This is a genomic window from Lentilactobacillus kosonis (assembly GCF_003864335.1).
Lineage (GTDB): Bacteria > Bacillota > Bacilli > Lactobacillales > Lactobacillaceae > Lentilactobacillus > Lentilactobacillus kosonis.
In genome coordinates this window covers 362486-375288 of sequence record NZ_BEXA01000001.1, presented here as the reverse complement: position 1 = coordinate 375288, position 12803 = coordinate 362486, and the positions used below count along the sequence as shown (strand labels likewise).

Genomic DNA, 12803 nt, shown 5'->3' with positions numbered 1-12803 from the left:
TAAATTGCAACTAAGAAATTCATGATTTTGGAATTTGAATAAAAATACAGAGCAAACGAATAATCATAAATTTAGGAGGCTTTAAAATTGATGAACAGTGAACCCAGGCTTACCAGAAAGTCTTTCTTAGCCATTGCTGTGATTGCGACAGTCACATTTATTGGGGTGTTGACCGAGACGTCGATGAATGTGACATTTCCGGCATTGATGAAAACATATGATGTTGATATGAATACTGTTCAATGGGTAACGACCGGTTATTTACTGACGGTAGCATTGATTATGATTACCTCGGCATTCTTAAAGCGGCGATTTAAAAACGTGACGCTATTTACAGCAGCTTCTGGTCTATATATTATTGGTGATTTAATGTGTATCTTTGCTCCCAATTTTTGGCTATTGTTACTTGGCCGGATTGTTCAAGCCGGGTGTGTGGGAATCTCTGGGCCATTAATGACTAATGTGATGTTGGAAATTGTCCCTCGAAAAAACTTGGGGTGTATTTAGGAATTGCTAGTATGATTGTATTGATTGCCCCAGCAGTTGGACCATCGTTTGGTGGACTGATGGTTTATATTTCAGATTGGCGATTAATTTTTTGGTCAACGTTGCCCATTGCATTGATTGCTTTGTTTATAGGTAGAAGAGTAATTGAGCAGTATTCTCCAACTACTAAAATTGAATTTGACTGGGCCAGATTCGGAGTCTTGTCAATTGGAATTATTGCGGTGATTTTAGGATTGAATCTTGCCATGAGCGCAAATGGGATAATTAAGTTTGCGGTTTTGTGGGTAATCGCAATTGTGATGTTTGGGATTTTTTATAAGCAATCGAAGCACAGCATGAAAGCTTTATTTAACCTCGGAATTTTTAAAGACACGATTTTTACGTTGAGTTTCTTTCCATACATCTTTTTGCAGATGAGTAACATTGGAATTAACTTTTTATTGCCCAACTATGCTCAATTGGTAAATCACTCAAGTTCATTAATTGGTGGCTTAATTTTGCTACCAGGGAGTATTTTTAATGGTTTTGGTCAGCCATTTTATGGATATCTACTTGATCATTTCGGCGGTAAACTACCGCTATATCTTGGTAATTCATTAGTTGCGATTTCGATGTTGGCCATGCTGATTTTAGGTGTGCAGATGACCATTCCAATAATTGTGATGCTATATCTGATTTTTAGTATTGGCCGGTCAATGGCTTATGGAAACACGATGACTTATGGACTAAAGGTAATGAACCAACAGCTCAGAAATGATGCTAATGCAATTTATAATACTGGCCAGCAATTAGCTGGATCGGTCGGGACGACGATTATGGCTGCATTAATGACTGGAGTTCATATTACTGGCAATACCTCCGTACAAAATATCGGTTTAGGTAGTCAATTGGCATTTGGATTGGTCCTGGGGTTAACAATGATTAACTTTGTTGTGTATTTTAAATTATTCAAAGTTCCGAGTGAAGTTTAAATTCGTAAACATTACTTGACCAATATCAGAATATCCAGCAGAATTAGGCTAGAAGATATCTGGAGGTGTCCAATGACTAATTTTTATTTTGTTCGTCATGGTCAAACCGCTGCTAACAAAGCAGGGTTAAAACAGGGGATTGTTAATACTGAAATTACTAATTTAAACGATGTTGGTCGGCAACAGGCAAATCAATTGCATGACCACTTTGAGATAAGTTTTGCTGATTTGGTAATCGCTAGTCCGCTTCAACGAACAATAGATACTGCAAATATATTAAACCAAGCCGCAAACTTGGAAGTGGTGACTGATGATCGATTACTGGAAATTTCTTATGGTGACTGGGACGGTCAAACTAATGCATCATTACAATCAAACTTTCCAGATTTATTTGATCCGGTATTGAATGATGTCTTACCAGCATACGCAGCGATTGCAAATGGGGAAACTTTCCAGCAAGTTATCTATCGGGTTAAACAATTTATGATGGATTATGCAAAGCAGTTTCCGACTGGTAACCTAATTGTTGTTACTCATGGATTTACAGTAAAAGCTGCTGTCCTTGCAGCCACCAATAATGATGACGATTTGATGTCAATTGAAGAACCAGCGAATTGCAGCGTGACTAAAATCACGTATGATGAAACTAATGAAAATTATTATGTTAGATACTTTAATCGGATTTCTCGGGATGAGTATAAATAAATATGGCCATCAGTTTATAAAATAAAATTGACATTTAAAATAGTTTTGGTTATTCTTAATTCAAATAAGTAGACGAAAGGGGAAACTGCAAATGTGCAAAACTGTTACTAACGTTATGTGTTGTTCAATGTGTTTAGTATTAGTGCGCGCTGATTGTGGTTTTTCTGAAGTTTTAATTAGGATTTTTTTGACTGGCTTTTTTATGGGCTAGTCTAACTAATTATAATTAGAAGTGCCTAGTATCAGTGTATCTGATACTAGGCACTTTTTTTCTGCTTAATTTTAAATTTGAAGGGATGGTTGATTATATGTGTAGTCCGATGCATAGAAATAAGCGTTAAATAATATAAATCGGAGGAATTATTGATGAATAAAAAAGGATTATTGGGTACAGTAATTGCAGTTGTGGTCGTGGGAATTGGTGTTTATGCCATCGCAAATCGCAAACCAACGTCAGATACCAAGAATGTGGCTGACCAAACGTTAAACTTAAGTGCCGCTGCACCCTTAGATACGATTGATATCTCTAAATCAACTGGTTATGGGCAAACAGGAAATGTGTTTGAAAGTTTCTTCAGATTAGGTAAAAATGGTAAAGCAACTCCCGGATTAGCTGATAAATATTCAGTATCAAGGGATGGCAAGACATGGACCTTCCATCTTAGAGCTGCTAAATGGAGCAACGGAGATCCAATTACTGCTCAAGACTTTGTTTATTCATGGCGCAGAACAATCAATCCTAAAACTAAATCGGAATATGCATACTTATTTGATAGTATTAAAAATGCAACCTCAATCAGCAATGGCAAAGCCAGCGCTGACACGTTAGGAATTCACGCAAACGGTAAACATACGGTCGTGGTTGAACTAGAAAAACCAGTTTCATACTTTAAAGTGTTAATGGCGTATCCACTATTCGCCCCTCAAAACGAAAATTTCATTAATAAAGTTGGCAACAAATACGCCACTAAGTCCCAATACATGTTATATTCAGGACCTTTTAAAATGGTTGATTGGACTGGAACTGGTAATAAATGGTCCTTTGTAAAGAACAACCAATATTGGGATAAAAAGCAGGTCAAATTGCACCGAATCAACTATACGGTGGTCCAAAATCCATCAACGGGAATTGATCTTTATCAACAAGGCAAGCTTGATTTAACCCCACTTTCAACTGAACAGGTTAAAAACTTTAAGAATAATAAGGAATATCGACAATATCCATATTCATACAATACATTTTTGAAGTATAACTTTGCTGATGAGAATACAACCAAACGTAAGGTTATCAACAATCGAAACGCTCGGTTAGCTATTTCTTTAGCCATTAATCGTGATCAGTTGACTAAGAAGGTTCTGGGTGATGGTTCCTCAACACCAACTGGCTTAGTTCCTGAAAAAGTTGCTACTGATCCTAAGACTGGGACAGATTTTGCTAAGGAGCAGGTGGTTAAGAATACGGTGGATTATAAACCGGCATTGGCTAAACAGTATTGGCAAAAAGCCTTGAAACAACTAGAAATGAAAAAAGTTAATTTTGAACTACTGGCTTCCAACGATGATCCAGAATCAAGTATTGTAACGCAATACTTAAAGGCGCAACTACAAAAAGAATTACCAGGATTAACACTAAATATTCGCGCCATTCCTGGAAATTCTGCCACTTCACAAACCCAGAAAGGTGACTTCGACATTAGTTTATCAGGATGGGGAGCTGATTTTAATGACCCAATTTCCCATCTTCAAATTCCGGTTGCTGGAACTTCTTATAACTATGGAAAGTATAACAATCCTACTTACAATAAATTAATTGCCAAAGCCAATAATCAAGATGCAAATTCGTCAGAGAAGCGCTGGCAAGACTTAGTTAATGCCAGTCGGGCACTAAATAAAGATCAAGGGTTAACCCCACTTTATCAACAAGTTACCGCTTATTTGCAAAAGCCAACGATTCACGGAATCATTCATAATACCGCTGGAACACAGTGGAATTATAAATATGCATATTTAAAATAAGTTGATAATTAAAAATAAAATTAGAAAAATTAAAATTTACTGTTGAAAACACTTTGCTCAAGTAATAAACTGTTAGTAGTTTACGACTTTGAGGTGATTTAATGACAAGGAAAATTGGAGTAATTGGAATGGGTAACGTCGGTTCAACGGTTGCCCATTACATAGTTTCATCAGGATCAGCAGATGATTTAGTCCTAATTGATACAAATGAGAAAAAGGTTCAAGCCGATGCGATTGATTTTGAAGATGCTATGGCTAATCTACCTACTCATACCAATATTACGGTTAACGATTATTCAGCGTTAGCTGATGCAGATATTATTATTTCTGCAGTCGGTCAAATCAAGCTTCAGGATAACGCTGGTGATGACCGATTCGCAGAACTACCTTTTACGAGTGTTCAAGTAAAGGATGTTGCTCAAAAGATTAAAGAATCTGGATTCCATGGGGTGATTGTTGCGATTACTAATCCGGTGGATGTCATTACATCAATTTACCAAGAAGTGACGGGATTACCTAAAAACCAAGTAATTGGTACTGGAACTTTACTCGATTCAGCGAGAATGAAGCGAGCAGTGGCTAAGGGATTAGATATTGATCCGCGTTCAGTTACTGGTTATAACTTAGGGGAACATGGGAATTCACAATTTACAGCTTGGTCCACGGTTCGAGCTTTGGGTCGACCAGTAACCGAGATTGCTACTGAACGTGGTTTAAATCTAGATGAGATTGATCACGATGCTCGTATCGGTGGCTATGTAGTTTTCCGAGGCAAAGGATATACTAATTATGGCGTGGCAACTGCCGCGGTTCGATTAGCTAACGTTGTTTTGAATGATGCCCATGAAGAATTACCAGTTTCTAATTATCGTAAGGAACTGGATACGTATTTATCATATCCGGCAATTGTTGGCCGCAACGGGATTGTGGAGCAATTACAACTTAAGTTAACTGATGAAGAATTGGCGAAGTTACAAACTTCGGCTGATTTCATTAAAACTAAGTTTGCCGAATCAATGCAGTAGGAATGGTAATTAATTTATTCTAAGGAGTTTTGAACTATGAACAAACACAATCAAACTCAGTTGAATAGTTATTTATACTTTTGGTTTTTCAGAAATGATCTGTTAGCCAAAAGAATTTCGTGATGGAATTTAACGGCCACGCAGATCACAGGATGACTGCGTGGGATTGGTAGAAATTTATCACAAGCCCTAGCAGTCGATTAAGATTGCTAGGGCTTTTTTGAAGGGAGAAATTAAGATGAGTAAAGAATTAGTAGCAAGAATGAATAAAAAGGTAACACAACTGAAGCCATCGTCAATTTTGGAATTCAATAAGCAAATTTCAGGAATCGAAGGCATCATTAAGTTAACTCTTGGAGAACCAGACTTCAATACGCCAAATCACATTAAACAGGCAGCGATTGACGCCATTAATGACAACGATAGTCACTACACCAATTCCCACGGAATCATTGAACTTCGGGAGGCTGCGGCAAACTACATGCACCAAAAGTACGATTTGAATTACAATGCGGAAGCTGAAGTTTTGATCACCGCCGGGGCCACCGGTTCAATTTACTCAGCGTTAACTGCCATGCTAAATCCAGGTGATTCAGTAATCATTCCAACTCCGATTTTCCCATTTTATATTCCGATTACTCAGTTAAACGGCGCTAAACCGATTTTCATAGATACTTCTGATAATGGCTTTATCCTCTCACCAGAAAAATTAGCTAAAACCATCGAAGAAAATCAGGATACAGTTAAAGCAGTGATTTTAAACTACCCAACTAATCCAACTGGGGTTACATATGAGCGAGAAGACTTGGAAAAATCGCTGAGGTTCTTAAACGCCATGATATTTTCGTGATTAGTGATGAAATTTATAGTGAATTAACTTACGAAAAGAAGCACGTTTCCATGGGAACCGTTTTGCCTGAACAGACGTTGGTTATTAATGGGGTATCTAAATCTCACGCAATGACTGGTTGGCGGATTGGGGTCATTTGTGGCCCTGCAGACATCATTGCTGAAGTTGGTAAAGTAAGTGAATTTACTGTAACTTCTGAAACGACTAACGCCCAAAGAGCCGCAACTGAAGCTTTCACCAATGGAATGGATGATGCGCTTCCGATGAAAGAAGAATATGCTAAACGACAACAAATTCTGGTTAAAGGACTGACTGAAGCGGGATTCGACTGTCCTAACCCAAAGGGAGCTTTCTATATCTTCGCTAAGATTCCAGCTAGTATGAATCAAAATAGTGTCGATTTTTGTTATGAATTAGCAGAAAATGCTAAGGTTGCTGTCATTCCGGGAGCAACATTTGGACCTGGTGGTGAGGGATACGTCCGAATCAGTTACGCAGCTAGTGAGGCTGATTTGCGTGAAGCAGTTAACCGAATTAAAGCATATGCGTTAGTTAAGTAAGGAGATATCCAAAATGAAAATTTTGATGTACAACGTTAGGTCAGATGAAGAACAGGATATTAAAAATTACCAAGCAAATCATAATGTTGAAATCGCAATGAATCACGTTCCGCTTAACGATGAGACGGTTTCCCTTGCGAATGGGTATGATGGAATTATTACTCAGCAGCATGGGTCACTCGGATCAGAAAAGGTTTATGAACAACTGCATTCATTTGGGATTAAGCAAGTCGGTTTGCGAATTACCGGCTACGAAATTGCCGATTTAGATGCTGCTCGGAAAAATAATCTGGTCGTTACCAATGTACCGGCATATTCGCCCCGTTCAGTTAGTGAGTTGGTCTTAGCGCACACAATGTGGTTAGTTCGTCATATGGGAATTGTGACTGCGCGAGAATATGATAGTAACTTTAGTTGGGATGGCATCGAATCAGGTGAGATTCATGATATGACGGTTGGAATTATTGGGGCTGGTAAAATTGGTAGTGCTGTGGCTAGAATTTTCAGAGCTCTTGGTGCAACCGTAATTGCTGCTGATCCAATTAAGCGACCTGAGTTAAATGATACGCTCACATATGTTGACCATGATACAGTGTTCAAAACCGCAGATATTGTTACCATGCATACACCACTGACGGCTGAAACTCATCATATGATTGATGAATCAGTCTTTAAACAAATGAAGCCTAGTGCCTTCTTTATCAATGCATCAAGGGGACCAGTTGTAAAAACTGAAGACTTAGTTGCTGCTTTAGAAAAGCATGAGATTGCTGGCGCAGCGATCGATACCTATGAAGGCGAAAGTGCCACAGTGGGCAAAGACTTAGATGGTAAAATTTCAAACGCAAACCTGCAAAAATTATTGGATATGCCTAACGTGAACGTTAGCCCACACATTGGCTTTTATACTGATGTTGCAGTAAAAAACATGGTTGAAATCGCGTTGAACGATACGATTAGTATTTTAAATGGTGATGGTAGCACACACATCGTTAGTTAATTTTAATCGTGCTCATAACTCATATAGCCACCTCTAAATATGTTATATTGGATTAAATAACAATATTTAAGGGGTGGTTTTTATGGTCAAATTTAAGCAGCAGTTGCTCGGAATAGCCACTATTATTTTTGTTTTCGGTGCAGCGTTCACTACGGATTTTGACAACCAATCTCAATCTGCAGAAGCAAAAACTACGGCTGCTAAAGTGGTAAAGACCCAGAAATTTAGTACCAGAAAATATCGGGCTACTAAGGGTTATATTTATTTGACGTCAGCATTAACTAAAAAAGTACATAACGCTAAAAATTATCCAAAGACAGTATTTTATACTAGTCGCCAAGTAGTTGTTAAAAAGAACAATGGTAAGCGAGCAGTTTATTACTTCGTTCAAAATAAGTCCAAAAAGGTCAAAGGATACATTTGGCGTGGCTATTTAGTCCAAATCAAAAAGGTAACTTCTGATAAGACACCGGCTAATAATAAGCCAACTCCTGAAACAACACCAATTATTTCAGGAGGTACGCTTAATCAATTAATTAATAATGCACCTGATTTGGATCCTTCTAGTGCAATTTTGAATTTAAGTTCTCAAGAATATAGTGCTTATCAGAATACTCTAAATAAGGCTTATAATGTTATTCGCACATCACCATCATCAATGTTTAAAAACGATATTGCTAGGATATACGTTACTGATAGTCGGCTGAAGCCATATGTGCAACAAGCAATTAGCAAATGGAACAGTGAGTTGAACGAAACGGTGTTCACAATGGGAACCAAAAATAACCATACGCTAACTGTTAATTTGGCGGCTAATGATGATGCGGATTGGGATGGTATGTATAATGGTGAGGCGGTTTATATTGAAGCTACTCGTTTCTTAAATTCTCGTTACCCCAATGCATACATGGATTCCCAATTATCAACGTTAGTTAACCCCACCAGTTATTGGGCTGGGGTAATTACCCATGAATTAGGCCATACCCTAGGATTAGATCACACAGGATATCAAAGTGATTTAATGTTTGCAAGTAGTAGTGAGGGGAGTGCAATTGCCAAATATGATTGGCGGACACCAGTTGAAGCTTCAAGTAATGGCCTTGATGGTGCTGAAAGCGGCGGAAGTTTTACAAGTCGGGATATCGATCGGGCCAAGTTAGCTAAGAACCTCGGTTACTGGTAATAATTTATTTGAATGGAGAAGTCGTTAAAATGTCTTTAAGTGTATATTTGTATTTTGATGGTGACTGTAAAGAAGCAATTGATTTCTATGCTGATGTGTTCGGTGTTGCTGATGAGGACAAACAAGTCACAACTTATAAGGATGCATCAGACTTTGGTGGTAATCCTGAGGATGCTGATCGGGTTATTCGTTCATCAATCAAGGTTGGTGATATGAAAATATTGATGGCGGATGTTGCAAAGGTAGTAACCTTCGTCAAGGCAATAATTTTGCGTTATTATTTGATACTAAAGACGAGGCTGAACTTAGAAGTGTTTATGACCGACTGTCTATAGGTGGTAAGGTTCACCTACCATTGCAGGATTCTTTTTTTACATCACTATTTGCTAATTTAACGGATAAATTTGGCATTAGTTGGCAATTAAGATTAGAAAAATAATGCAAAAAATGGCCGCTTCATTACTGGAGTGACCATTTTTTTATTTAATAGTTTCTTGCGCGCAAAGCCCATAGAATTGTAACAGTATCGATAACTTCTTGGAAAAGAGCGCCAATAATAGCCGGAATAGCACCCGTACTGGCAATTAGCATTAGGATGGTACAGATGGCGATACCAATTAAAACCGCATGCTTAGCAACCTGCATCGTATGCTCAGCGATTTTTCTAGCGGTTTCCACTAGTGATAGATCATCCTTTAAAATGACCGCGTCTGCTGATTCAGACGCGGCGGTTGCTCCGTGAACTCCCATGGCAATGCCAACATCAGCGGTAGCTAAGGAAGGTGCATCATTGACACCATCTCCGACCATGACAACAGGGCGTTCATCAAGGCTCAATTGTTGGAGAACTTGAATCTTTTCCTCGGGTAATTTTTCAGCATAAACTTGATCAATCCCGACTTTACTAGCGATTTGATTAGCAATGGCAAGCTTATCTCCAGAAATCATTAATAAGTTATGAATTCCAAGTTTGTGAAGGCCATTCATGACAGATTTCGCTTCTGGTCTAAGATTATCTTCGAAAGCCACGTAGCCAATATACTTATCATTGATCGAGACGTATACGGCGGTCCGATCGATGGTTGGAAAGTATGGTTACTAATAAAAGATGATTTACCCGCTTTGATTAGGTCACCATTGATGGTAGCTTGGATTCCCTGAGCGGTGACTTCAGTTACATTTTCGGCGGGAGAGATGCTTGTGGCTGTCTGGACTAATGAACGAGCTAGTATATGGCTGGATTGTTGTTCAGCACTAGCAGCCAAATTTAGAACCTGTTCTTTAGTATACTCAGGAATGGCATAGGTTTCCGCGACCATTAACTGGCCGTTAGTAATGGTTCCGGTTTTATCAAATGCAACCGATTTTGCGGATGATAATTGCTCTAAGGTTGTTCCACTCTTGACAATAATGCCATTTCTTGATGAAAGACTCATACCAGATACTAAAGCAATCGGGGCAGCCAAGATTAGCGGACAAGGTGAGGCGACAACTAGCACTTCTGCGAATCTAACGGGGTCTTTGGAGAGGTACCATGCAATTCCGGCAATAATATAAGCGATTATAGTAAAGGGAACGGCATACCTGTCGGCCATTCTGACGAAGTGAGCTGGGTGTTCCTCAGCTTGCCGAACAAGTTTGATGATGTTTTGATATTGACTATCTTTGGCGGTTTTGCCGGCAACCATTTTAAAAGATGAATCTTGATTTAAAGTACCGGACATAATTGGATCACCGGAGTGTTTATTTATTGGTAATGATTCACCGGTCAGCGACGATTCGTCGACAGTTGCTTCGCCAGTGATTATGCCGTCAACGGGAACTACCTCGCCGGGTTTGACTAGGAGGCGATTGTTAATCTTAACCTGGTCAATCTTAATTTCGGTAATTGCATTTTCATTGATTAAATGTGCGGTTTGTGGAGAGTTATCGAGTAGGGTTTGTAGTTCTGAGTTAGCCTTATTTGCGGCATAGTCCTCCAATGCATCACCACCGGTTAACATTAATAGAACGATTAATGCGGCCCAGTACTCTGAAACAGCCAGCGTTGCAATCACTGCGGTAATTGCTAATAAATCAATCCCAAATTTTCCAGAATGTAGGGTTTTAACCATGTCAATAAACATGATCAAAGCAATAATTGAGCCAGCAATGGTAATAATGATTTGGGAAATTATGGGCTGACCAAATAAAAACTCTAAAGTAGATGCAATAATGGCAACGATTATAACGCAAATTAGGCTAGTATAATTTTTAATTTTCATTGATAACCCTCCTAATTTTAATAGGCGACTTCTTACCTAGATTGTAACAATTATAAAGTAGAGAAGCTAATTCTAAATATAAAAAAGACCCTTTAAAGGGTCTTTTTTAACTGCTTAGCATTTTCTTGGTTAACAATTCTAAATTCTGTTTTCGTACACTGCGGGGCAGGAATGCTCGAATGTCTTCTTCGCTAAAACCAACCTGCATCATGTAACCATTAGTGATGATTGGCCTTTTGATCAATTCTTGGTGTTTGACCAAGATATCAATTAACTGCGAAAGGGTAAAGTCATTAATTGTTGACTTAATTTCACTGTATTTTTTAGCGCGAGTTGACACAAGATCTTCGCTACCATTTTCGGATAGAGAGAAAAGCTGTTTAATTTCGTTCTGCGTGAGTGGTTCTTTAATCATATTCCTGATCTGAAATTCAATATTGTGATCTTCTAACCATTCTCTAGCTTTGCGACTAGATGCATTACTGGAAGATACATATAGGGTAATCATGATAAAAACCTCCGTCCTGTGATTGACATGCGGTCTAAACAGCTACCCCTCTATACTATTAAGCTTAACATCTGGGCCCTGATTATCAAGTTTGCAAACTGGAATTAGATAAGTGGTTATTTGAGCCATACGATTATCATAGTATAATAACTATTAAAACTTTTTTAATTTAATGGGAGTGATAATAAGTGAATCAAGAACTTACTGCTAAAGCAGGCTTTAAAGATGTTGGGCCAACTTTAGTGGGCTACATAGGAGTTGGATTAGCGTTTGGAGTAGTCGCAAAAGCGGCTAACCTATCAATTTTGACAGTTTTCATAATGTCATTGGTTGTCTATGCCGGATCGGCTCAATTCTTAATCGTTTCAATGATGACTGCAGAGGCCCCGATTATCACCGTTGCCATTTCTGTATTGCTAATCAATGCCCGCATGAGCTTGATGAGTATGACGGTTGCTCCGTATCTCCGCAGTGAAAGTATGCTGAAATGCATTGGCCTTGGAAGTCTCTTGACCGATGAAACATTTGCGCTCTCAATGAATAAGTTAAACTATACAGACCGAAAATTGAATAGTTCTTGGCTAAATACAGCTAATATTATCGCTTACTTGGTATGGGCTTTCGCAACCGCGATTGGTGCATTATTAGGTAGTGCAGTATCTGATCCGAAAGTTTTAGGGTTAGATTTTGCAGTTGTGGCAATGTTTATTGGGTTACTATACTTACAGATGATTTCTGATCATAGTAAACCGATAGTTGTGCACTTAGAAGTGGCGGGGTTTGTGATGATTTGTCTCTTTATTTTGATGCGATTTATGCCTGGGAATAGTGCGATTCTAGTGGCCACGATTCTGGGATGTTTCTTTGGAATGGTGGTGGAAAGGAAATGAATGGTTATGTATACGGAACGATTATTGTTAGTGGAATTGTAACTTGGTTACTTCGAGTGGTTCCATTCGGAATTGTTAAAAACGTGAAAATATCTAAAGGAGTCATGAGTTTCTTAAGCTTTGTGCCAGTTGCAATTTTATCAGCAATTTTTATGGAAAGTCTACTTGTTTATCATCAAGGCGGCTGGCCAGGAGTTAATGTGGAAAACTTGATTGCTTCAGTTCCCACCATTATTAGTGGGGTAATCTCAAAAAGTTTAATGGTTGTGGTGATCGTTGGGGTAATTTCGATGGCGTGTGTTAGATTACTGATGTAAAAAAACT

9 protein-coding genes and 3 pseudogenes are annotated in these 12803 nt (G+C 38.5%); 10 read left to right on the top strand and 2 right to left on the bottom strand.

What is annotated here, in order from left to right:
• The first annotated feature begins 90 nt into the window (after positions 1 to 90).
• The 8 genes and pseudogenes from NBRC111893_RS01955 to NBRC111893_RS12045 all read left to right on the top strand — a co-directional run bounded on the left by NBRC111893_RS01955 (position 91) and on the right by NBRC111893_RS12045 (position 9256).
• Positions 91 to 1478, top strand: a pseudogene (locus NBRC111893_RS01955) (MFS transporter).
• 72 nt (positions 1479 to 1550) lie between these two features.
• Complete coding sequence (locus tag NBRC111893_RS01950; RefSeq protein WP_125007786.1) at positions 1551 to 2183, top strand: histidine phosphatase family protein; 633 nt, start codon at positions 1551 to 1553, stop codon at positions 2181 to 2183.
• Between the two features lie 366 nt (positions 2184 to 2549).
• Positions 2550 to 4199 carry a peptide ABC transporter substrate-binding protein gene (locus NBRC111893_RS01945; protein WP_125007785.1) on the top strand — a complete coding sequence of 550 codons (1650 nt, stop codon included), beginning with the start codon at positions 2550 to 2552 and terminating at the stop codon, positions 4197 to 4199.
• Between the two features lie 101 nt (positions 4200 to 4300).
• Entirely contained in the window at positions 4301 to 5224 is a 924-nt protein-coding gene (locus tag NBRC111893_RS01940) for an L-lactate dehydrogenase (protein ID WP_125007784.1), read from the top strand.
• Positions 5225 to 5462: 238 nt separating this feature from the next.
• Positions 5463 to 6634, top strand: a pseudogene (locus NBRC111893_RS01935) (aminotransferase class I/II-fold pyridoxal phosphate-dependent enzyme).
• A 13-nt stretch (positions 6635 to 6647) separates the two neighbouring features.
• Positions 6648 to 7634, top strand: a complete 987-nt coding sequence (locus tag NBRC111893_RS01930; RefSeq protein WP_125007783.1) for a D-2-hydroxyacid dehydrogenase — start codon at positions 6648 to 6650, stop codon at positions 7632 to 7634.
• An 82-nt stretch (positions 7635 to 7716) separates the two neighbouring features.
• Positions 7717 to 8817, top strand: a complete 1101-nt coding sequence (locus tag NBRC111893_RS01925) for a M57 family metalloprotease (RefSeq protein WP_125007782.1) — start codon at positions 7717 to 7719, stop codon at positions 8815 to 8817.
• A 220-nt stretch (positions 8818 to 9037) separates the two neighbouring features.
• Positions 9038 to 9256 carry a VOC family protein gene (locus tag NBRC111893_RS12045; protein ID WP_125007918.1) on the top strand — a complete coding sequence of 73 codons (219 nt, stop codon included), beginning with the start codon at positions 9038 to 9040 and terminating at the stop codon, positions 9254 to 9256.
• A 44-nt stretch (positions 9257 to 9300) separates the two neighbouring features.
• Here NBRC111893_RS12045 and NBRC111893_RS01910 read toward each other — a convergent pair.
• Both NBRC111893_RS01910 and NBRC111893_RS01905 read right to left on the bottom strand, forming a co-directional pair.
• Positions 9301 to 11075: pseudogene (locus tag NBRC111893_RS01910) on the bottom strand (heavy metal translocating P-type ATPase).
• Between the two features lie 112 nt (positions 11076 to 11187).
• Complete coding sequence (locus NBRC111893_RS01905) at positions 11188 to 11589, bottom strand: Spx/MgsR family RNA polymerase-binding regulatory protein (RefSeq protein ID WP_125007780.1); 402 nt, start codon at positions 11587 to 11589, stop codon at positions 11188 to 11190.
• Between the two features lie 188 nt (positions 11590 to 11777).
• On the opposite strand from NBRC111893_RS01905, the gene NBRC111893_RS01900 reads away from it, so the two are divergent.
• Entirely contained in the window at positions 11778 to 12479 is a 702-nt protein-coding gene (locus NBRC111893_RS01900) for an AzlC family ABC transporter permease (protein ID WP_125007779.1), read from the top strand.
• Entirely contained in the window at positions 12476 to 12796 is a 321-nt protein-coding gene (locus NBRC111893_RS01895; RefSeq protein WP_125007778.1) for an AzlD domain-containing protein, read from the top strand. The genes NBRC111893_RS01900 and NBRC111893_RS01895 overlap by 4 nt, the downstream gene beginning before the upstream one ends.
• Positions 12797 to 12803: the final 7 nt, after the last annotated feature.